This is a genomic window from Colwellia sp. 20A7, from assembly GCF_009832865.1.
In the GTDB taxonomy this organism is placed as follows: domain Bacteria; phylum Pseudomonadota; class Gammaproteobacteria; order Enterobacterales; family Alteromonadaceae; genus Colwellia.
Genome location: NZ_CP047130.1, coordinates 4,235,250 through 4,259,538 on the forward strand (window position 1 = coordinate 4,235,250; position 24,289 = coordinate 4,259,538).

17 protein-coding genes are annotated in these 24,289 nt (G+C 36.0%); 5 read left to right on the plus strand and 12 right to left on the minus strand.

Annotated elements, in window-relative coordinates:
* Positions 1-33: 33 nt before the first annotated feature.
* Complete coding sequence (locus tag GQS55_RS18320) at positions 34-2,130, minus strand: beta-propeller domain-containing protein (RefSeq protein ID WP_159821921.1); 2,097 nt, start codon at positions 2,128-2,130, stop codon at positions 34-36.
* A gap of 319 nt (positions 2,131-2,449) precedes the next feature.
* Between GQS55_RS18320 and GQS55_RS18325 the strand changes: the two genes are divergently transcribed.
* The 4 genes from GQS55_RS18325 to GQS55_RS18340 are packed head-to-tail and all read left to right on the plus strand — an operon-like array spanning position 2,450 to position 5,762.
* Positions 2,450-3,340 (plus strand): MipA/OmpV family protein, encoded by an 891-nt coding sequence (locus tag GQS55_RS18325; RefSeq protein ID WP_159821923.1) that lies wholly within the window; start codon positions 2,450-2,452, stop codon positions 3,338-3,340.
* Entirely contained in the window at positions 3,330-3,719 is a 390-nt protein-coding gene (locus tag GQS55_RS18330; protein ID WP_159821925.1) for a DUF3019 domain-containing protein, read from the plus strand. Before GQS55_RS18325 ends, GQS55_RS18330 begins: the two co-directional genes overlap by 11 nt.
* Positions 3,719-4,426 (plus strand): response regulator, encoded by a 708-nt coding sequence (locus GQS55_RS18335; protein WP_159821927.1) that lies wholly within the window; start codon positions 3,719-3,721, stop codon positions 4,424-4,426. The genes GQS55_RS18330 and GQS55_RS18335 overlap by 1 nt, the downstream gene beginning before the upstream one ends.
* A gap of 40 nt (positions 4,427-4,466) precedes the next feature.
* Complete coding sequence (locus tag GQS55_RS18340; RefSeq protein WP_159821929.1) at positions 4,467-5,762, plus strand: ATP-binding protein; 1,296 nt, start codon at positions 4,467-4,469, stop codon at positions 5,760-5,762.
* 289 nt (positions 5,763-6,051) lie between these two features.
* Here GQS55_RS18340 and GQS55_RS18345 read toward each other — a convergent pair whose 3' ends face one another.
* The 10 genes from GQS55_RS18345 to tsaE all read right to left on the minus strand — a co-directional run bounded on the left by GQS55_RS18345 (position 6,052) and on the right by tsaE (position 19,220).
* Positions 6,052-8,124 (minus strand): TonB-dependent receptor family protein, encoded by a 2,073-nt coding sequence (locus tag GQS55_RS18345; RefSeq protein WP_201294539.1) that lies wholly within the window; start codon positions 8,122-8,124, stop codon positions 6,052-6,054.
* 252 nt (positions 8,125-8,376) lie between these two features.
* A complete protein-coding gene (locus tag GQS55_RS18350) occupies positions 8,377-9,672 on the minus strand; it encodes an adenylosuccinate synthase (protein WP_159821931.1) in 1,296 nt (431 codons plus the stop codon).
* Positions 9,673-10,112: 440 nt separating this feature from the next.
* The gene (hflC, locus tag GQS55_RS18355) at positions 10,113-10,994 is read right to left on the minus strand and encodes a protease modulator HflC (RefSeq protein WP_159821933.1); all 882 of its coding nucleotides are present in this window, start codon (positions 10,992-10,994) and stop codon (positions 10,113-10,115) included.
* Positions 10,995-10,997: 3 nt separating this feature from the next.
* Positions 10,998-12,158 (minus strand): FtsH protease activity modulator HflK, encoded by a 1,161-nt coding sequence (gene hflK, locus GQS55_RS18360; RefSeq protein WP_159821935.1) that lies wholly within the window; start codon positions 12,156-12,158, stop codon positions 10,998-11,000.
* A gap of 148 nt (positions 12,159-12,306) precedes the next feature.
* Complete coding sequence (gene hflX / locus GQS55_RS18365; RefSeq protein WP_159821937.1) at positions 12,307-13,599, minus strand: ribosome rescue GTPase HflX; 1,293 nt, start codon at positions 13,597-13,599, stop codon at positions 12,307-12,309.
* Positions 13,600-13,742: 143 nt separating this feature from the next.
* On the minus strand, positions 13,743-13,988 hold the full coding sequence (hfq, locus tag GQS55_RS18370; RefSeq protein ID WP_159821939.1) for an RNA chaperone Hfq: 246 nt from the start codon (positions 13,986-13,988) through the stop codon (positions 13,743-13,745).
* Positions 13,989-14,307: 319 nt separating this feature from the next.
* A complete protein-coding gene (gene miaA, locus GQS55_RS18375; protein ID WP_201294710.1) occupies positions 14,308-15,243 on the minus strand; it encodes a tRNA (adenosine(37)-N6)-dimethylallyltransferase MiaA in 936 nt (311 codons plus the stop codon).
* Positions 15,244-15,290: 47 nt separating this feature from the next.
* Complete coding sequence (gene mutL, locus GQS55_RS18380; RefSeq protein ID WP_159821942.1) at positions 15,291-17,234, minus strand: DNA mismatch repair endonuclease MutL; 1,944 nt, start codon at positions 17,232-17,234, stop codon at positions 15,291-15,293.
* A 52-nt stretch (positions 17,235-17,286) separates the two neighbouring features.
* A complete protein-coding gene (locus GQS55_RS18385) occupies positions 17,287-18,618 on the minus strand; it encodes an N-acetylmuramoyl-L-alanine amidase (RefSeq protein WP_159821944.1) in 1,332 nt (443 codons plus the stop codon).
* A 104-nt stretch (positions 18,619-18,722) separates the two neighbouring features.
* Positions 18,723-19,220, minus strand: a complete 498-nt coding sequence (gene tsaE, locus GQS55_RS18390) for a tRNA (adenosine(37)-N6)-threonylcarbamoyltransferase complex ATPase subunit type 1 TsaE (RefSeq protein WP_159821946.1) — start codon at positions 19,218-19,220, stop codon at positions 18,723-18,725.
* A 363-nt stretch (positions 19,221-19,583) separates the two neighbouring features.
* Between tsaE and queG the strand changes: the two genes are divergently transcribed.
* Positions 19,584-20,774 carry a tRNA epoxyqueuosine(34) reductase QueG gene (queG, locus tag GQS55_RS18395; protein WP_159821948.1) on the plus strand — a complete coding sequence of 397 codons (1,191 nt, stop codon included), beginning with the start codon at positions 19,584-19,586 and terminating at the stop codon, positions 20,772-20,774.
* Between the two features lie 74 nt (positions 20,775-20,848).
* Here the strand turns inward: queG and GQS55_RS18400 are convergent, their stop codons facing one another.
* Positions 20,849-24,199, minus strand: a complete 3,351-nt coding sequence (locus GQS55_RS18400; RefSeq protein WP_159821950.1) for a hypothetical protein — start codon at positions 24,197-24,199, stop codon at positions 20,849-20,851.
* Between the last annotated feature and the right edge of the window lie 90 nt (positions 24,200-24,289).

Below are 24,289 nucleotides of genomic sequence, written 5' to 3' on the forward strand. Positions count from 1 at the left end.
ACTTAAATGCTTAAATGCTTAAATAGTAAAAGATTAAAATGGGCCAGTAGTTAGTTCAGGCGTTTGCCAAAAACTTTTCCAAATATTATTACCATGTAAATAATAAATATCATCACCGTGGAATATCGCGCGGTCATCCCAACCAGAAATATACGTTGGCTCTAAAGCCATCACGGCTTTAACACTGCCTTTTTCAACTAATAATGCATCGGTATCATCACCTGTAACTTCAATGAGTTGTAGAGCATTATCCCTAGTCCAAACCTCTACTTCATTACCTGTTTCAAGATTAACCACTGTTTCTGTTAACCATTTTTCAACCGGTAAACCAAAACGATGTGTACCGTTTGGCATTTTTAAGTAAGTAAGTGCATGATAATTATATTCAACAGGCGTATAACCATCCTTATAGACAATCGCGTTAACCTCAATGGGATTGTTCATATTGCTAACATCAAATAAGCTAATTTTAGCACCTTCAATAATAGGTATGCTTTCAGCGCCATCAATAGCAACAGCATCAATGAATACCATTCTATTAGGATCTACATTTTGTCCTATACCGACTAATAAATTATCAGAGATAGGATGCAAATAAGAAGAATAACCTGGGATCTCAAGTGCCCCTGCTATTTTCAATTGCTCTATATCGCTAAGATCAAGGACATACAACGGGTCAGTATTTAAGAAGGTAACAACAAAAGCTTTATTTTCAAAAAAACGTACCGACTTAATGTCTTCTTGCACAATACCATCTTTGTTTAATTTACCTATTTTATCCGGGTAAGTTGCATTAGGAAGTTGCGCAACAAGCTTTAGTTGATTACCTGATGGACTTAAAATATTTAAATGGTGATCATATCCAACACTTTGATTTCCTTGGGTAGTAACAACCCTTAAATTATTATCTTTCTCGCTAAACCTAAGATTTGATAAACCCCAATTAAAGCGCCCCTCAAGTGTGCCCGACGCAACATAATTAATATTTTGTTTAGCAATTGTAAACTTATGAATAATTGATGTTTCTGTCGTTTTGTTATTTTCGTATTGATAATCTGTTCCGTATAAATAAACAGACGTTGGCGTGGCATAAAGCCCAGATACTTGCGTGTTAATGCAAATTGAAGAGATGTTATCCGGTTGAGTTAAATCAACGGTTGTTAACGTAACAATACCATTAAAACCATCCTTATCTGTTGCTTCGGCAGGTAAGTAGCAATTTTCTGGCTCAACCAAATTACTTTGATTGCCTTTTGAATCAATTAACTGTGGGAGAAAGTCATTAATGTTGGACGAAAAAACATTTTTATAGTTATTCTGTTTTTCAGCCTCAGTAGTCGCATAAGGAAGTCCCGCGACATACGGTGAAAAACTACTCACAATATACAGTACGTCATCAACACGTCGACTATCAATAATTGAGCCGTCCATAGTATAAGAGGTTGTAATATTTGGTGCTGCTTGATTGCTGACATCTAATAACGATAAATTAAAGTTTTTTTCTGTAGGAAAGAACATATCAACCGCGATGTTTGAGGTAAGCATACTATTAGCAATGGAGTGATCATAAATATTCGACAAAACAGCCAGCTTATTTTTTCTCAAATACAAACTATTAATTGATGATGCGGCATCACTTACAACCGTATTTGACATTTCATTAAGATCACCATCTACATTACGTTCTAAAATCCGTATCGATGTTTTGGATGCTGGAGCATCATTAGCTAAACTCTGCTGTGGATAAGATTCATCATTGGCAATATACATATATTCGCCGTCATATTTTAATCTATCGCCTTCCGACACTCCTGCTTCTTGGCTGATAGTTGATGAATAATTACTTTGTTGGCCATTTTCATTGCTGACCGATTCAATAGCACTGGCGGCATCAGAATTAGCTGACTCTAAAATGCCAGTCTTTTGAGTACTATTAAGATAGACTCCATTTTTTAAATGATGTTCAAAATCTGCTGGATTTGCTGCTTTCAACGGCGTTAGCGCTATAGACATTTCATTAAGCGGAGGAACGGGCTGAGCTACTTCAACGGAGGCTTCTGTTTTTGAATCGCTACCGCAGCCGACTAATAGAAAAAAATAACCGAGAAGTATTAGCTTTTTATCCAACATTTTGTTCTCCATGTAATTAATAACAATTTATACCTGATTAGCATTATATAACGTAATTAATACTTACTTGATTTTTTATATTGTTATTAAATGCAACCAAATGTAATTGGATGTAATTGAAGCTAGCAATAGTGTCAAACCGTGGTAAATTATACAGTCACGTCAATTCAAGATGTCTGTTTTAGCAATCATGAATAAGGCGCATCTTTTTATTAATGGTTATATCCCTTAAAAATAGCATTTGAGCGTACTTGTTCAAATACTCCCAAAGGGCTAGCTTGAGTATATATTTACTCTGAACCCAAAGGTAGCTTATTACTTGAAATATTTTTTTTTACTCTGCTTACTATTTAGCCAATATTCACAGGCTGATTGTGAACAGGAATCTGATCACTGTGCGGTGGTAGGAGAATGGAACTTTGCAGTTTCAGTAGGCGCTGGCGTCTATACTAATCCCCTTAACGGTGGAGATAATACCCCATTAATTCTTATTCCTGAAATAAGTTACTATGGTGATAAAGTATTTTTTGAAAATAACACCTTAGGTTATACCTTATTTAATGGTGAACATTTAGTTGTAAGTACTATTGTCCAACTAAACCACGAAAAGGCTTACTTTACACGCTGGCATCCTCAGAATGTTTTTTTAGAAAATAGTGCTCCGAGCAATATTGAAGGTAAGGATGAATTAGACAGTCCTGGCGATAACGATAACGTTGACAAAGATGAGCTCGTATCAGAAGTCACTATTGATGATGTTTCAAGTAAACGTTGGGCCATAGATAGCGGTATTCAATTAAATTGGTTTATTGATCAAAGCACTGATATTGAAGTACAAATTCTCCACGATATAAATAATGTCTATAACGGATTTAATGGTCAATTGCAGCTAAATCGGGTGCTTAAATTTAAGCAATTACCCAATACTAGAATGTCGTATAGTTTTGGCACTAATATTAATAGTAAAAACTTAGTCGATTATTTCTATGGCGTATCACCAGAAATAGCACAAAATAAGGCTCAAGAATATCAAGGAAAAATAAGTATCAATCCTTATTTTCGTCTAGCACTAGTACATCAAATATCTACAGATTGGAGCGCAAAATTTAATGTTAAACGTGTATTCTTAGATAGTAATACGACTGATAGCCCTTTAGTGAAAGATAACCATATTAATACTATTTTTGCAGGGGTCACTTATGACTTCTAACAAGATTAATACTCTTATTTTTCTACTAATATTAAGTGGTTTATCACGATCAGTAGCTGCCTCATCAGAAGCAAAATTAATAATTAAACCTACCGTCTGTATGGTAAAAAAATCTGGCGATACCTGCCAAATGACAGTAAAAGTAACTTGGCAAAGCGATCAACTAATAGACGCCTGCTTATTTCAAAATGATTTACGTTTAACTTGCTGGCAAAATGTTAATGATATTGATACCGATATTAATATTTACCTCGATCAAGATATGCTCTTTACCTTAAAAAATGATCAACAAATATTCGCTAACCAAAACGTTAAAATTAATACGGCATTACCCAACAAATATCGTCGACGGTTACGTGCAAATTGGAGCTTTTTTTAATGGGACATATATTACTCGTTGAAGATGATTTACGTTTAGCTAATCTTATTGCTAAATTCTTAAAGCAAAATGGCTTTCATGTATCAATGCTTCATCAAGGAGATAGTGTTGTCAATTTTCTCCAAAAACACTCTCCAGATTTAATTATTTTAGATGTGATGTTACCGAAAGAAGACGGTTTTTCAGTATGCCGTAAAATTCGTAATAGCTATGCTCAGCCAATAATATTTCTTACTGCAAAAGACAGCGATTTTGATCATGTACTTGGCTTAGAGATAGGCGCTGACGATTACATTATAAAACCCGTTGAACCTCATGTACTTTTAGCCAGAATAAACATGTTGATGCGTCGTAAAAAACACAGTGAAAAAATGTCAGTAGACAATTTAACCTTTGGCCAATTAAGCATATTTAAAACATCGCGCCAAGTAACGTTATCATCTGAGCCGATTGAATTAACTAGCCATGAATTTGAACTACTGTGGTTATTGGCAATTAATGCTGGTGAGCCACAAAGTAGAGAGTATATTCATAAACAAATGATCGGCCGAGAATACGATGGTTTAGATAGAAGTGTTGATGTAAGAGTATCGCGATTAAGAAAGAAATTAGGCGACTGCACTAAAAACCCATACCGTATTATCACTGTATGGGGTAAAGGTTACTTGTTTAGCAGTAGTGCTTGGGAAGAAATCCATGCCTCTTAGCTTACAACCTAATGATAGCCACTAGGCTGGTAGCATAATTTTGAATCGTCTTTTCATCAATTTATACCTAGTTATAATTGTCGGGTTATTATCAATTAATTGGCTGTCGGAGCAACTTTGGTTGCACTTTGTTGACGCAGAAACTCCCGCCAATCAACAGTGGCATCATCTTGAAAAAGTAGCGAAATTCTTACCTTTATTACACCAAGAAAAATCGCAATCAACTGACTCAACGATCAAGCTCCTTAGCACAGCACTTGAAGTACCAATAACAACAGCCTCCATGAGTGATTTTTCTTGGCTCCCAGAACAAGAAGAAAAATTATTATCAGGAGACATAGTGTTAAATTATGATGAACAAGATAATGTTATTCTCTATGTTAAAATTTTAGACAGCCCTACTGTCTACCAACTCGGTCCATTTACTCGAAATAACCAATTAGAAACCCATAACCAGCACTTTAAGTGGATTTTCTTATGCATTTCTTACTTATTGCTCGCCGGTGTTATTGCCTTGTGGACTAGACCGTTATGGCGAGACTTAAATCAACTAACAAATATGGCTGGTGATATTGCCAATGGTAAACTAGATGTAGATGTATCTACCAATAACCACTCACCAATCAAGAAAATTGTCGTCACCTTTAAAGATATGGCTCAGCGAATTATTCGTCTATTATCAGACCAAAAGCAATTGGTTAATGCTGTTTCTCATGAGTTACGTACTCCTTTATCAAGACTTAAATTTTCTCTCGCTATGCTTGAAGGGGCAAACGAAGAACAGCGTAAAGATATGGCACAAGATGTTAGCGAGATAGAAGTACTTATTGATGAAATGTTAAGTTACGCTCGCTTAGAAAATATTAACCAAGATATTAAAAAATCACCGGTAGAATTAACGGCACTGATAACGCATCAAGTCGACAAGTTACATAGACTAAACAGTTTGCACATAAAATGGAAAATACCTAAACCTTGCTATTATCATTGTAATGAACACCTTCTTGAACGTGCACTGCAAAATTTATCAACCAACGCTTTACGTTACGCAAAAAGTACGATTGAAATAAGCCTAGTGGTATCAAAACAGCAGATAGAAATAATCGTTGAAGATGACGGACCAGGAATTTCTAAAGAAGACAGTGTAAAAATATTTAAACCTTTTTTTCGATTAGAGTCGCACCGAAATAGAAGCGAAAACCAAACAAAAGGTGGTTATGGTCTAGGCCTTGCAATTGTTCAACGAATTTGTGAATGGCATAAAGCAAGCTGTACGCTAAGTGATTCAGCGTTGGGTGGATGCAAATTTGTCATTACTTTACCTAAGCTTACTTAATAGGTATGTCGATTACATCGATGGTTAGATAGTTATACCAATCTCACTAGCTATGTGAACATTTCTACTTGCTAAAATCACCAACTACACCGTTATTTATTTAATAATTAGAGCAACTAGTTATTGAAATAAACGCCTTGTATTTGGTAACTTTTTCTACGTATAAAATTGTTCACTTAATTAATGAAACTGGTATTAGAAAAACTAAACTATTCTGATAACAAAAAAGCATAGCCTGTTACCCAGACTATGCTTTATTTTTTAATACTTTATAGCTCTAGTTACTTATCTAAAACTTGTAACTGATACCAACTTCTAATGAGCGCTCTGGACCAACATAAATACCTTGGCGCAAACCAGTAATATAGCGTTTATCAGTTAAGTTTTTTACGGCACCAAATAAGCGTAAATTAGTCGCTAAATTATATTGTGCCGTTAGGTCTAGTAACGTATAAGATGGCATTAAACCACCCCAAATTCCGCCTGCGGCATCTGTTGGGATCTCTTCAACATTACTAGCATCACCGTATTGTTCACCTCTATGATGAACAGTTAACGCAGTGCTTAAGCTCTCATATTGATAGTTCAATATAAGATTAGCTACAATTTTTGGCGCATACGGTAATCGATTACCTTGATATTCGCCACTTTTAAACTCTGAAGTAGGAACCCAAGTAGCGTTACTATCAATACTGAAACCGCCACCTAACTTATAGCCTAGCATGAACTCCATACCTAGATGCTCAGTTTTACCACCATTAGACTGTGATAAGTTTGGATCGCTGTTCCCAGTCACTACCTGATTACTAAAATCCATAGCAAAAGCAGCAACTTCATAATTGATATCGCCCTTATTACCACGCAGTCCTAATTCATAATTAGTTGAACGCTCGCCATCTAAGTCTTGATCAGTAAGACCATCAAGTGCTACGCCATTAGAAGCAGGTGAAAATGCACGATATACACCACCATAAACTTGTGCTGACTCGCTTAGGTTATAAGTAGCCCCAATACCCGGTAAAACTTCAGTATTAGTTGTTTTAGCAGTGCTATTATCTTCAGTTAATATCAGACGCTTTTGCTCGTATGATTCAACGCGTAAACCTGGAGTAATCGCAAAGTGTTCAGTTACTTCAATGCGCGTTTGCCCATGAGCAGCATAACTGTCTGCAGAGTCAATTCGGTGTCTATCATTAATACCTGTTCGGTCAGCAGCACGTGTAGCTCGGATGCGAGTATCATTTGATTCTTCTTGCATAAAGCGTAAGCCAAACTCACTATCTGCTGTCATACCAAATAACTGATGATCGAGTGTTAAACGGGTTTCTATACCCACACGTTCAAATGAACGGTTATTACCTGTTAACGTGTCTTGATAAACCCATCGTCCAGCAGAGTTTGAAGCGTCAGTATCGACATCATAACGCCAATAATCACGACTTACTTCACTCCAATACACTAACGTTTTCAATGTAGCTCGATCAGAGATAGTCAACTCATGATTAATATCGAAAGCAGTACGATCTGTTAAAAACTTATCATCTGCTCCAGGGTTGTAATCAGCACCCGCTAAATAATCATCCTTTAACAAACCACGATAAGAAATATCTGCATCATTTTCATAACGTGAAATTTTAAGACCAATCTTTTGTCCGTTACTTAAAATAACGCCGGCTTTAGCCATGACATCAGTCATTTCATAGCCTTTATCCATAAAACCATCACTGGTAGCATGCGTTGCCACAATACCTGCAAAAGCATCACCTGATGCGCTTTTTCCACCAGCTTCTAAGCTGACTTCTTGCATGTTAAAAGAGCCAGCTCGACCCGTAAGCATTACACCATCATCAGGTGTTTTTGTTTGGTAATTTACTACGCCACCAATAGTTGATGGACCATAGCGAAGTGACGATGAACCTTTTAATACTTCAACTTGCTCGATGCGTTGAATACGAGGGTTGAAGTAGCGTTCATTACCAATAAATAAGCCTGGCGCTACAGGAACACCATCTTCTAACATAAGAGATTTTGATTCACTCGCAGATAAACCACGAATACCAAAGTTAGCCACAATTGAGGTCTCTTCTTCACTTTTAGTATTTATGCCAGGAATACGACGTAAAATATCTTCAGTAGATAGCGGTTGAATTTTCTCAATTTGTTGTCGATTTACCACTACAACAGATCCGGTATGATCTAATATTACCGAGTTCGCATTACCAAACACATCGATAACTTCCATTGCAGGCATAATTGTTTGGTTTTCGTTTTCTTCACCACTACCTTGCTGTTCAGCAACAGTATTTAGTGATACTAAGGCTAACGTAATTGCTAGCGATAGCGATGACTTTGTTGTCCGCATAATGAATATCCCCTAAAAATTAAATATACTTATAATAAATGAGCGCAATTAAAGCACAAAACAAAATGCGAATCAATATCATTGAGTTTGGCTTTAGTTATAAGGAAGTACATTATTGCGATAAAACAACATAGGTTATTTTAATTGAATACTGTTTAGGGAAATAAAAACAGACAAAAAAAAACCTGTCAGTATTTCACTGACAGGTGTTAACCCGAAGGTTTATTCTAAGAAAAGTAATCTCTTTCGCGGTTAAACGAATGGATTTACTTTAATAATAGTTTCATTACGATCAGGTCCAGTTGAAATAATATCAACTGGAATACCAGTAATTTCTTCAATGCGCTTAATATAAGCTAATGCATTAGCTGGTAGATCATCAACTGATGTTGCACCAACTGTATTTTCAGTCCAACCTGGCATTTCTTCATATACTGGTGTGATTTTATCATAACCTTCTGCAGCCGTAGGCGGCACAGTGATAATATCACCTGCGTCAGTTTTATAACCAGTACAGATTTTCAGTGTTGTTAAGCCGTCAAGTACATCAAGCTTAGTTAAACAAAAGCCTGTTACACTATTAACTTGAATTGCACGATGCATTGCAACAGCATCGAACCAACCACAACGACGTTCACGGCCAGTAGTTGCACCAAATTCATGGCCAACAGTACCTAAATGATTACCGATTTCATCATCTAATTCAGTAGGGAATGGACCTGAACCAACACGTGTAGTGTAAGCTTTAGTTATACCAAGAATATAATCTAAATGACGAGGACCAAAACCACAACCAGTAGCAACGCCACCAGCAGTTGTATTTGAAGATGTTACATAAGGGTATGTACCATGATCAATATCAAGTAATGTACCTTGAGCACCTTCAAACATGATAGATTCACCAGCAATACGTGCTTGGTCTAAGATTTCTGAAATATCAGCAGTCATCTTTTTAATCGTATCAGCAACAGCAAGTGCATCAGCAAGTACTTCTTCATAATTCACTGGCTCAACTTTATAATAGTTAACCAATGAGAAGTTGTGATATTCAACAATTTCTTTTAATTTAGTTGCAAAAGTCTCTGCACAGAATAAATCACCAACACGTAAACCGCGTCGTGCAACTTTATCTTCGTATGCTGGACCAATACCACGTCCTGTTGTACCAATAGGCTTATTACCACGTGCAACTTCACGAGCAGCATCTAAAGCATTATGGTATGGAAGAATTAGCGGACATGCGTCACTAATTAGCAAACGTTCACGTACTGGAACGCCCTTAGCTTCCAACATGGTAATTTCTGTCATTAAAGCTTTAGGACATAAAACTACACCGTTACCAATAAGACATTTTACGTTATCACGTAATACACCTGATGGAATTAGATGAAGTACGGTTTTTTCACCGTCGATCACTAAAGTATGGCCTGCATTATGTCCGCCTTGATAGCGAACAACATATTTTGCTTTATCGGTTAGTAAGTCTACGATCTTACCTTTACCTTCGTCACCCCATTGGGTACCTAGAACAACTACGTTTTTGCCCATTTTTGACTATTTCATAAGAAAATTAGGCGGGGATTCTAACAAAAATCAAATTGTAGTCCAAGGACAAATAACTGTTTATTTGATAATTATAAAAATAACCTTTGATGTTAAGGGTTTATCTTTATTCTTTTTTAACTAATATTTTAAGTTATTGTGATAACCAAACGGTAAATTACTCAATATAAGCAAAACTCAACTCATATTTCGAATATCCGCTGCTGATTACACTATCAATTTCAATAAAGAGTTTTTCTATTTATTTGGTTGAAAATTGTGTGATAAGCCTTTAATCATTAGTACCGCGCACAATAGAATTAGCAATCTACTACTCATAATTTATTTCCATCTCTATCAATAAATACTTTTGTGACAGACATAAAAAAGCCAGCAAAAATGCTGGCTTTTGAGGTAAACAAATTCAAGCTAACTTTACACTAATATTATTTGTTTGAACCATCTTTTAAATAATGGAAAAAGTCACTGTCTGGTTTAACAACCATGATATCACTTTTACTATTAAAGCTATTCTCATAAGCTTCTAAACTACGGTGAAAACGATAAAACTCTGGATCTTTTCCATAGGCATCAGCATATATCTTAGACGCTTCTGCATCGCCTTCACCACGTGTAGTTGATGCATTCTTTTTCGCTTCAGCTAACATAAGCGTTACTTTGGCATCAATCGTTGCACGGATAATTTCAGACTGCTCTTGACCTTGTGATCTATGCTCCTTTGCTACCGCAGTACGTTCAGCACGCATACGTTCATAAATAGAGTTACTCACTTCAGTAGGTAGGTTAATAGCTTTAATACGTACGTCTACCACTTCAATACCAAGATCTTCACGACTGCTTTCTGCACTTTCTAATGCTTGTTGCATGATTGCATCACGATCACCTGACACGATTTCTTTAATCGTTCTATTACCAAATTCAGTACGAAGACCGTTATTTACTTTCTGCTTAAGTAAAGCACGAGCATTTTCTACAGATCCAGATGTACGAAGGTAATAAGTAGAAAAATCAATAATGCGCCACTTAACAAAAGAGTCGACCATTAAATCTTTTTTCTCAGATGTTACGAAACGATCTGGCGCTTCATCTAACGTCTGAATACGTGCATCTAGCTTACGTACAGATTCAATAAATGGAATTTTAAAATGTAAACCTGGCTCAAATACCAACATTTGATCTGATACAGAATCACGTTTAATTTTTGAGAACTGGAAAACAATACCACGCTGACCTTCATAAATAACAAACATAGAAGAGACAACTAAGATAAATACTAATGCTACGATAGCAATAATAAAGTTTTTCATGATCTAGTTACTCCCATTATTAAATCTATCACTTCGAGCAGAAGTTGATGGTGCAGAGTTAACACTTGGCTGCTCTTGTGGTTGTGAGTATGACTGAGGCGTTGTACGCTGTGTAGTTGATTGCTGCTGCATAATTTTATCAAGTGGCAAATAAATCATGTTATTTCCACCATCAACATCAACCATTACTTTGCTTGTATTACTATAAACTTTTTCCATCGTTGCTATGTATAAGCGTTGACGGGTAACTTCTGGTGCTGCTTGATATTCAGGAAGAATTTTTTCAAAACGAGCAACTTCACCTTCAGCATCTAATACAATTTGGCCTTTATAAGCTCGCGCTTCTTGTTCCATACGTTTAACACGGCCACGTGCACGCGGTTCAATTCCACGAGCATAAGCTTCTGCTTCACGTAAAAAACGTACTTCATCTTCTTGTGCTGCGATAGCATCATCAAAAGCATCTTTCACTTCATTAGGTGGACGAGCATCTTTAAAGTTAACATCAACAATAATCAAACCTAAGTTAAAAGGTTCTATAATTTGCTCAAGTTCTTTCCACACAGATTGACGAATGATTTCTCGACCACTGGTTAGAATGTCATCCATTTTTGCATGGCCAACAACATAACGTAGTGCACTATCAAGTGATTGATTCAAACTATCATCAGCATTAGTAACACTAAATACATAGTTACGCGCATCCATTACACGGTATTGAATTTGCATTTCAACTTGAACAACATTTTCATCTTGCGTTAGCATAAAGCCTGATGACTGCATTTCACGCGTACTTTGCATATCAATTGGAATAATACGGTCAACAAAAGTCCACTTCCAGTTAATACCTGGATCAACTGTGCCGGCATACTGGCCAAAGCGCAGTACAATACCTTTTTCGGCTTCTTTAATAGTATAAAAACCACTAAAAGCATAAACAACTATTGCAATAATAAGTACTAAGCTTATACCAATAGTAGACATGCTTTTGCCTGACGGTGAAGAGCCTCCTGAAGACTTTCCTCCACCTTTGCCTCCAAAGATACCGCTGACTTTTTTGCCTAAATCATTAAGCAACTCATCCAAGTCTGGTGGCCCTTGGTTTTTACCACCTTTATTTTTCCAGGGGTCTTTATCATTATTCCCCGGTTCATTCCAAGCCATGTATTTCTCCGCTAGGTTAGTAATTATTAAATATTTATTGATGATTCTATCAAATATCTTCAAGTTTATGATAAAACGATCACTTTTATAAGACTCAATATGAGTATTAACACATTAATTTACAATATATGCTCAATTGAATTTGAAATTAAGGCTTCAATTGCACATATTGTTCAATTTCATTGCCTTCTTGCTTAACTAGTCGATTCCATTCTCGTTTAGGTAATTTTAAATTAAGATGACAGTGGCCTTCGTCATCATAATACTCATTTTGAATACTGTTTAATTTATATAAAATTCCACGAAGCTTTCCAGCAGTCGGTGGAATCACTAATTTTTTCTCAACTATTTGGCTTCCCAAACGTTCAGTCAGTGCAGTAAAAAATAAATCAATCCCAATATTAGCCTGAGCTGATAGCCAAACTCTTATTGGACGTCCTTGATCATCTCTGTCTATCCGAGGCGCAACATCATCTAGATTATCAATTTTATTACAAATAATTAGCTGTGGAACCTCATCTGCTTCAATTTCAGATAAAACATATTCTACTTGTTCAATATTTTCACTGCGTCTGTCATCTGAAATATCGACTACATGAATTAATAGTTCGGCTTCGCGCGTTTCAGTGAGTGTTGCTTTAAATGCCGCAACTAAATCATGAGGTAAATGGCGAATAAACCCAACAGTATCAGCTAAAATTACACCACCAATACCTTCAAGCTCAATTCGTCGTAATGTTGGATCAAGTGTTGCAAAAAGTTGATCAGCAGCATAAACATCTGATTGTGTTAAGAGATTGAATAAAGTAGATTTTCCTGCATTAGTGTAACCAACTAATGATATTGTTGGTAGTTCAGCACGTGTTCTTGAACGCCTGCCTTGCTGCCTTTGTCGCTCAACCTTTTCTAAACGTTTGCCAATCATAACCATACGTTCACTTAATAAACGTCTATCTGTTTCTAATTGCGTTTCACCTGGGCCACGTAAACCAACACCACCTTTTTGACGCTCTAAGTGAGTCCAACCACGAATTAAGCGACTACTCATATGTCGTAATTGTGCTAATTCGACTTGTAACTTTCCTTCATGAGTACGGGCACGCTGAGCAAAAATATCAAGAATGAGGGAGGTTCTATCTACTACACGGCACTGACACAAGGTTTCAATATTTTTTTCTTGGGAAGGCGATAAACTATGATTAAAAAGCACAACATTCGCGTCAAACAGACGAACAGCTTCCGCTATTTCTTCTGCTTTTCCTGAGCCAACAAAAAATTTAGGGTGTGGGGTACCACGTTTACCAGAAATAACGGTTAACTCGGTTACGCCTGCTGAAGAAACTAACATTTTAAACTCAGTTAAATCTTCACGGGTACTTTCATCTGGGAAGTCTAGGTGAACAAGCACTGCTTGCTCACCTGCTTGATAACGATCAAACAACTGCATTAAACCTTAGAAATAATGACTGTCGAGACAGGAGAAAGATATTCTCTAAAAAGTCACATTCAAATAACGCGAATACCAACTTATCAGTAAAATATAAGTTGTCATAAGTAAAATTTAGCACCAAAATATAGGTAACTTTACTCTTCTGACTCTGACTGATTAGGCACTGGTGCTGTGTTTACTGCACGTGCTGGTACTACTGTTGAAATAGCATGTTTATATACCATTTGACTAACGGTATTCTTTAATAAAATCACAAATTGATCGAATGATTCTACTTGCCCTTGTAATTTAATACCGTTGACTAAATAAATTGCAACTGGAATACGATCACGACGTAACGCATTCAAAAATGGGTCTTGTAAAGATTGACCTTTTGCCATTTTATGGCTCCTTTTTCTTATTATTAAATAAAAGTTATTAACCAAAACTATTTTTGATTAATGATAATTTTTTGCTATTCCCCAATACATAACCAGTTAATTATACATCAATATTTTAATATTGCTTAATCATTACCAGTATATTTATGTTTATCGAGAATATTATTGTAACTATTTACGTAGTGATAACTTTGGCTAGAAAGCCAAAATATAACTTTAATGGTCACCTATTACTAAAGAATGCGACACACTTACTGTTTTCACTTTTACTCCACCCAACAAAAATGTCATCAAATTTCACTTCTATTAGGCTCAACTATTAATCACATTTTCCAACTGCAGCTAAAACTTTCGATAAATTCATTTCATCATCGGTTGTTAACCACTGTAATTCTGGCCAACTTCTTAGCCAAGTTAATTGACGTTTAGCCAATTGCCTTGTTGCACACACACCTTTAAAAATCATTTCTTTATGGTCATATTCATCATTCAAATATTGCCACATTTGACGATAACCAACACAACGAATTGAAGGTAAGTTTTCATGCAAATCATTTCGTTTCTTTAACGCTATAACTTCATTTTCAAACCCTTGCTCTATCATTTGTTGATATCGCAACTCAATTCGTTCGTGCAAAGTACTGCGTTCTTTCGGTGTGATAGCGAATTGTAATATATCGCCATCAAGCTTATCACCTTTAATTTGTGTCAATTGTGTCAAAGTGTTACCCGTTAAACGAAACACTTCTAAAGCTCGAATTAATCGTTGAGGATCATTTGGATGAATTCGTTGTGCTGAAACGGAATCAACTTGCGCTAATTGCGCATGCATTGCCTCCCAACCTTGCTCTGCAGCCTCTGTTTCTATTTGTTTACGTATTTCACTGTTAGCCGCAGGTAATGGTGAAATACCTTCGATGAGACTCTTAAAATACATCATAGTTCCCCCAACCAATAAAGGAATACGATTATTAGCTCTGATGCTCGCTATTTCAGCTAACGCATCGTGACAAAAATCAGCGGCAGAATAGCTTTGCGCGGCATCACGAAGGTTAATTAAACGGTGAGGGTATTTCGATAATTCATTAGCACTTGGTTTAGCTGTACCAATATTCATATCTCGATAGATTAAGGCTGAATCAACACTGATAATATCGCACGGTAAAGCATCAGACAAAGCCATAGCTAATGCGGTTTTACCCGATGCTGTTGGTCCCATTAAACAGATAACGGGTGGTTGCTTGACTACATTTATTGTCGACACTAAATTGAAATCTCATGTTAATTATACTGATAGCTTAACTAATGCGTTACGTCTAACTCAGTAATAGATATTAATTGCTTAACTTGAGATGTAAGGTCTAGCGGGACAGATTTCAAGAGTATGGTGTCTATTTTTTGTGTTGGTAATGCTTTTTCCGCTTCTAACCACAAAACTTCGGCTTGCTCTTCAGTATAGTGTTGAGCAATCATAACGCTCGCTACAGCAGAAATAATATTACTATCACTTTCTTTTTGTGGTTTATCACTGTGTTCAAATGATGATAATTTTTCGATAATTTGAATAAAACTCGTACTAACATCTTGTTCACGTAGTAACGCCGGAAATTGCCTTATTTGTACTCGCCCTTTATTGCCTTTATTGCCTTTATTATTGATGGTAACCACAATACCCGCTAATTCTAATTCAACCTGATAGTGTTGTACGGTCAATACTTGCTGTTCTGATAGTTTTATCACAACAGGTAAGAGTAACGGTTGGCTAATTAATCCCTTATTAGGCTTTGTTTCACTTAGCTGCCAATGTAATAAAATTTTATTTTTATGTAATTGGTATGCCAACGATGACAATGAAAGTAAGCGTAAACTATCGTCTTGTTTGAAAATGCCATATTGCCCTTGTTCAATAGCAATAAAAAACGCTTCAATATGATGCAAGGGTTCGGGTACGGTGGTAACGTTAGAAGCTTCTGACACGTCAATTTGATTTATGGAATCCCTTTTATCATGCACTATTGGAGTCATCAGTTTTTGATAATTATCTACCGCAGATTTAGTTATTCCTGGACTAGCCGTATAATTATTTGTTGTCGCTGAACGTGGGCTGTATGCTTTTTCATTTATATGCTGCTCACTCATTTGAGCTAATGGTTTTACATAATCAGGCCGATCATATTGTACACTTTCATGTACCGGCTCAACTTGGTTCTCTGTTGGCAAGTGCTCTTCCTGAAAATCTAAGAGCTGATTATTTTCCATCAATGCTTTATGGCACACAGAGTAAATAAAGTCATGAACATAGCGGCTTTGATGAAAACGTACTTCATGTTTGGCTGGGTGTACATTTACATCGACTTCACTATGATCAAGTGTTAAAAATAAAACAAACGCAGGATACGTATCTGGTGGTAATAAATCGGCATAGGCTTGGCGAATTGCATGATTAATTAATTTATCACGCATCATTCTGCCATTAACATAGCTATAACAAAGATCATTTTGATTACGAGCAAAGCTTGGTTTTGCTAACCAACCAGAAAACAACATATCATCATGCTGACAGTGAACTTCTACTGCATGTTCAACAAACTTTTGTCCACAAACCATAGCGACACGCTTGGCACTTTGTGCTTTAGTAATCGCAGCGCGATATTGACGAATCATTTTTCCGTTATGTGTTAAAGAAAAACTAACCTCAAAACATGCTAGCGCAATGCGTCGTATGACTTCATCGATATGATTAAATTCTGTTTTTTCAGTACGTAAAAACTTACGTCTTGCTGGTGTATTAAAAAACAAATCTAATACTTCTATTGTTGTACCATCGGGATGTGCTGCAGGTTGTACAGTCACTGCCATATCACGACCTTCAGCAGTTGCTTGCCACGCTGTCTCTTGGTTTTTAGGCTTCGACGTTAATGTTAACCTTGCCACTGAACTGATACTTGCTAATGCTTCACCACGAAAACCTAGGCTATTTATTGCTTCTAAATCACTTAAATCTTTTATTTTACTCGTGGCATGACGACTTAATGCTAATGTTAATTCGTCTTTTGCAATGCCAACGCCATTATCACTAATACGAATACGCTTAACACCACCTTTATCAACCTCAATATTTATATTAGTTGCACCCGCATCTAAGCTATTTTCAACAAGCTCTTTAATAACTGAAGCAGGCCTTTCTACGACTTCACCAGCCGCTATTTGGTTCGCTAATCGTGCTGGGAGTATCGCTATTGTCATGATTATTCTTATTGTTTAAAGTGATTACTTACTGGAGGTTTACGATAAAGTGCTAGCCTGCACGGGGTATTTTTAATGTTTGACCAATACGAAGTACGTTAGATTTTAATTTGTTAACCGCTTTAATTCTTGCGACTGATATTTTATAACGTTGAGCAAGTACAGATAACGATTCACCACTGCGAACTTTGTGCTTTCTCATCGTTGTTGCAGCTAATAACGTACCTTGCGGAATATTGTTAGTAAAATAGCTATCAACGGCTTTAAAAATAGCATTCGCAAGCTTTGTCTGATGAGTTCTACTATTAAGATTTTTTTCTTCGGTTGGATTAGAAATAAAACCTGTTTCTATCAAGACAGAGGGAATATCAGATGATTTCAAAACTGCTAAACTCAAGCCCTCAGGCTCTTTTTTATGAAGCTTAGTTACTTGCTTTAGTTCTTTAATAACATGCAATGCAAATTCATAACTACTTGCCATAGTGTATTCTTTTTTCATGTCAGCAAGTGTAAAGGCTAAATTTTTATCTTTCGTTAATTTGATGGTGTCTCCTGCCCCACCTAGCAGCTCCGACTCATCTTGCCTATTGGCAATCCAGCGAGTAAATTCAGAGTTAGCCCGTCTAGATGACTGCACTAGCACTGAAGCGCCACTCGGCTTAGGAGATACAAAAGCGTCTGCATGAATAGAAATAAGTAAATCAGCTTTACTTTCTCTCGCTAATTCTGTTTTTCTGCTATGTGTTACATAGTAATCGCCCGTTCTGATCATAGCGGCTTTAAAGCCTTCTCTTTGATCAATCATCTTCGCAAGCTTTTTGGCAATTGACAGGGTTACACGTTTTTCATAGGTACCTTTAGCACCAATAGAACCCGGGTCTTCACCGCCATGCCCGGCAACAATAGCAATAATTATATCCCGTTGACCATTTGAACTTGTGCTTTCTATAACAGGCGTAGATTTATTTTTATCATGTAAATCAATTACTAATCTATCACCATACTGTCCAGCAGGTGCTAAGGGAAAAACGGTTAGCGGGTAGGTTTTCGATAATTCTAAAACTAAACGTGTAGTTCCTGTTGATTTAGAAGTACTGGTTCGAAATACCTGAATACGTGGGTCATTGTCAGCGAGTGTTTTTAGTGTGACATTATTTTGAGTGTTTTTAAAATCAATAACTAAACGATCAGGCTTACTTAACGTAAAGTATTTGTAATCAGGTTTGTCTTTAAGATCGAAAACAATACGTGTATTTTCTGGTGCCGGCCAAACTCGAATACCGTTAATGCTATTGGTGCCGGCTAACGCATTATTTGCACACAACGATACAACAACTAATAAAAGCCAAAATACAATAGAAGCTATGGAGGGTAACAAGCGCATAACTAACCTTAAAAAACTAATTCTTGAATTATTTATCTTAAGTGATGTAAACCTTCAAGATATTCTCACAAAACCTACCAGAAACTGCCTTAACAATCATGACATTAACCATATGTTAATGCTAATTGTTGTAAAACATCTTCACCTCGTTTAGAACAAGCTTGTAAATCGATCACTCGTTGTTCATTCTGATAAACCATATTAATGATTATATCCGCATTAGCCAAGAGGCCAGCGCCTTTTTCTGGCCATTCAATAAAGCAACAGCAATTATCAGCGAAATAATCGCGAATTCCCATATATTCTAATTCTTCAGGATCACTTAAACGATACAGATCAAAATGATACACTTGCCAAGGCGTTAATTCATAAGGTTCAACCAAGGTATAAGTCGGGCTTTTTACATTGCCTTTATGCCCCATTCCACGAACAAAACCGCGTGTAAGTGTTGTTTTTCCAGCTCCCAAGTCGCCATTTAAAAAGACTACAAGAGATTGCTGTGCCTGTTGTTGCTCATTTTGCCAATGTAGTACTTTAGCTAAATTATCGCCAATAGCAATTGTCGCGGCTTCATCGGGTAAAAGGTACTCTAACTTTTTCATCTTTTCTCAAAATTTTCTATTAATCGCTAGGTTAGCTATTCTGTGCCCAGTAACCTTACAAGAGTATGAATAGGTGATGTTACATTAATCATAATGACTAGTAATAATATCATCTGATGCGCCATGAATATAGACAGGCTAGCGGGTAACTATAAAATATTTATTCACTGATTAAAGCAATTATGAACTTATTATTTTGTAAATATTGTAAAATCGGCAAACTCAGCGCCTGACTTACTACCAAGCTTAACTATGAAGGCACTTATATTTTGCTCGTGATTGTTGTGATAAACTCCTCAATTATTTACCCCCATTAGCTATACTAAACCATACTTTATTTGTATTGGTTATTTTATTTAAAAAATGACAAAAACAACCTCAGATACTCATACTCTTAACTATTCCCAATTGGCCGAAAATATCCATTGTTGGGGTAAAGAATTAGGCTTTTCTCAATTAGGTATTACCGATATTGACCTATCCAAGCATGAAAAAGGCCTTGAGGAATGGTTAGCAAATGGTTATCACGGCAATATGGATTATATGGCTCGCCATGGCTTAATGCGGGCACGTCCTGCAGAGTTAGTACCAGGAACGGTTAGAGTTATTAGTGTTAGATTAGATTATTTGCCTACCGACGCCAAGTGCGCTCGTATTTTAAAAGCAAAAGATCACGCTTATATTAGCCGTTACGCATTAGGTCGAGATTATCATAAACTCATGCGAAAACGCCTGCAATCATTAGGTAAAAAAATTGCTGAACATTGTGAAGATTTTAATTTTCGCCCATTTGTTGATTCTGCACCAGTATTAGAACGTCCCTTAGCTGAAAAAGCGGGTTTAGGCTGGATAGGTAAACACAGTTTATTACTCAACAAAGAAGCAGGATCGTGGTTTTTTCTCGGTGAGTTGCTTATTGATATACCATTGCCGGTAACATTAATTGAACCTAAAAAAACAGAAAAATCAACGAATGATTGTGGCAGCTGCGTAGCCTGCATAAAAATATGCCCCACCAAAGCCATTGTAGAGCCCTATGTAGTTGATGCTAGACGCTGCATTTCTTATTTTACCATTGAATCTCCTGATCCTATTCCAATAGAATTGAGACCATTAATGGGTAATAGAATTTATGGTTGTGACGATTGCCAACTTATTTGTCCTTGGAACAAATACGCAAAGCTGAGTTTAGAAGATGATTTTCAGGCGAGAAATAAACTTGATGAAATAACCCTTTTAACACTTTTCTCTTGGAGTGAAACCTATTTTTTAGATGTTTTCCAAGGGTCTCCGATAAGACGAATAGGTTTTCAAAGTTGGCAACGCAATATTGCCGTAGCATTAGGCAATGCCCCTTGGGATACTGAAATTGTTCAGGCGTTGGAAGATAAGTTACCCCTTTCTTCCGAATTAGTTGCTGAGCATATTCATTGGGCTATAGCACAGCAAAACCTAAGAAAACCAGATAAAGACGTTATGAATAAAAGCCCGATTGAACGACTTAATGCTAGATTAATTCGTTCCGTAGAAAAAGGGCTTCCTAGAGATGCATAATCGTTCAACTATACAGGTTTAAACAGATCCAAGGTACATTACAATACCTCATGAAATGACTGTTAGCTAAATATTTAAAGCGCTTCTGCATATCCGTCAATTTCAGTTAATACAACTCGAGTTTCTTTTAGTAAGGCATTAACCTTTTCTAGGCTACTAGGTATTTCGACACCACTTAATAGTTTTGACCATTGTGTACATAATAAGTGTAGCCTTGGTGCTGAGAGTATTGCAGCATTTAACGCTAATGCTGCAATAGATGCGTTAGCTTGTTCTAATTCTTTTTCTTTTATCGCCTCAATTAACGCATCGAGTTGTTGATGATTATCTTGAGCATAATCATCAAGCATAAATAGTGCTAATTCAACAGTACCTTGATGTTGTAAATATTGAGCAAAGTCAAAAATAGCAGCGTTTGCGTTATCTGTTAATACTTGAGTAACTTCAGTAATAGCAATGTCATCAAAGCCGTCTTCGGGCAAAATCAATTCATTACAGTCATGTAATTGATTTAGCGCAAGCTCTCCTTTTATAGCTCTTTTTTTCTTCAACCATGGTGCTAGCGCTTCTGATAACTCAGTTAGTGTGATTTCATCTGTAAAATTCAACTGGCTAATATGCCACTTATCAAAATACGTCTTGTTATTAGTATCTGGCAAAACATCTGTTAATGATAAAACCCCAACACTAATACTTGGCTCGCCCGCTCTTTTAATTAAGGCTGATGTTGGAAACTCAGTAATGAGTATATTATACACACCTGTTTTCCATAATATTTCTTGCTCATATTCATTAGCAACAATATTCACATGAAAACCAAACCAATGTAATAATCGCTGTAGATTTTGATAGTTTTGTGGAGATTGAACAGCAAGTAATAGCGGCAATTCTGTTGGTAGTGTTTCATTAACCACAAAGGACTCACTAGTAAGTAGTTGATTTGTTTTGCTATCTCCTTTTAGTAGCATTAATATATTTTCAATAAAACTGTCTTTACAAAATATTTGCTCGCCTTGATCGTAAAAACCAAAACGCTCATAGTTAAGTTCACTTGATTGAAGTACCATCAACTTAGGTTGTAATATTGAGGGTAAAAAATTAACCTGCTCAATAATTAAATCAAGGTGCGCCACGGCTATATCACTTGTAACCACGACTACATCAAATTTCTTACGATTCAGATTTTCTTCGGTAAGCTGATTTTTGAAACTATCAAGCTGGGTGAATCGTTCAAGTTTGCCATTGGCAGATAGAACAACAGTTTCAACTAATTCAGCTAAAACCACATTATTTGACAATACCATGATGTTAGTGCCGTTTAAGGTGACGTTATTGCTAACATCTTCAGGCGCAGCAACGGCCAAAGGTAAATCAAAGCTAAGTTGATAACCATCATCAACAAGTTCCGCACTAATATTTTCACCATGTTGCTTAGTAAGTAACAGATTAAAAGCATCAATTAACGGTGAGTTTATGCGGGAAGCAGATTGAGAGTTTAACAACTGCAAAATTAAGGTGGGCAAGGTTTTTAAATGACTTGTATTAACGATGACAGACAAGTTTACTAATTGCTGTCCTTCGTTCTTATCTTTTAACTGAGCCTGTAATAATAGTTGGCTTGATCTACAGTCAGTTAATACAATATCGATAAGTAGACTGATAAGATGCTGAAACATATTATCATCAACCTTTACATTACTGAGTAAACGCTCATCACAGCGTATAAACAACTTATTATCATATTTTTGTTGTTCAAGTTGCTTGTTGAATAAAGCTGCATATATCTCATCAACAAAATTAACATCGGTCAGCGTTAATCGTGATTTATCTGATTTCATTTCTAGTGCTAAATGCAAACCTGAAAATTGCTGATATAAACACATTAACTGTGTTACCAAATTACTTTTATTAATATTTAATGCCTTTGCATTTAATACATTAACATCTAGGCAACTCTCTTGATATTTTTGTATTACTTGTACTATTAATTTCTTTAAAAATTGATAACGTTGCATTTCATCAAATATTTGCAAGGTTAAGCGTAGCTTTTGTTGTTCTATATCTTGGTTTAGCTCTTCAATAGCTTTTTCTTGTTGCGACTGTAATTTTTCAATAATTTGGTATTTGGTTAATAACTCCTGAAATTGAACCTCACTATGTTGCGCACCTTCGATCTCTGCCAAATGACCTGAGATATCACCTAAATGATCAATAATTACTTGTGTTTCAATGCAATTCGCAACAACATTTTTATCTTGTGCGTGAATAGTGTTTACAATTATTTCGACACCTTCTTGCGCTGAAAGTTTAATTTGTTTTTTTAATCGCCATAATAAAAAGAAGAAGAAAAATAACGACAGAGCAATGCCAGTCAGTAAAATATCAACAATATTTTTTGCTGATAATTCGATATTATAATTATCTAAAAAAGCCTTAATAACGCTTATTTCATCAGTTCGAATATCATTGTAGGGCATTAATAACAGTTGTTTAACTTTTCTCTGCTGCTCCTTTAACTTAGTTTGATAATCTTGAGCTAAACGAATATAGCTTTGCCATTTAGGTAGTGATTTTTGTTCAGTTAATAGTATCTTTTCCAAGGTATCAAATTGCTGATTAGCATCCACCGCTCCCTTTATTAAATCATCGCTGATGACTTGTTGATGTAGGGAAAATAATTGCTCAGTTTGAAGACCCAATTCTTCAAAAGTGGTGAGAGCTGTATCGGTCTTTAAAGCTTTAAAACGTATTAAAACATCAATTAATAGCGTTTTTAATTGTTGTAAATCATTCGATTCTTTAACCAATTTCACGTACAGATTAGCTCGACTATAAGTCACTCTGTTTTTTTCTTGCTCTGCTTCTAACTGTTCATTTAGTATTTTTTGACTGGAAAATTTTTCATCTATAAGTTGTTGTATGGAAAAAAGCACTAGTTGCAATTGAATAATGCTACTTTGCTTTAACTGCTGATTATAGGTATAGCTATCTTGCACGCGTGAAATAATATCTTCAGCAAGTAAGTTCTCATTTAACCATTGTTGAAAAACTTGTTTATTCGAGTTGGTTTGCTGTAGTAATTGACGATTTATTATAATTAACTCGTCATGTAACTTAACAAGGTTGCCGGTATTATCTGGCTGAAGTAGATCATCAATTAATTGGTCGACTGTTTGTAAACCATTAATTTGTTTTAGTGCCTTTTTCATTGGCACTAATTGATTTTTGGCTATCGCGTTGTCCTGAGCATTAGTTTGGTAAAATAAAGCGGAAACTAAGCCTATTGTAATTATGACCAATAAACATAGTGCAAAAAACTTAAGCCTAAACTGTTGGTAAAACGGCTTTAATTTGATTTTTTCATTGCTTTTTGGTTGCTCAGTGCTTTTGTCAATGTGCCCTGCAACGCCGTCAATATTACTCATAATGATTTTTTATTCTACATCCCTTAATAGTGGTAGTTTATACCAAACCACAATGATAATAATAGACTGATAAAGATTAAGTAAATATTT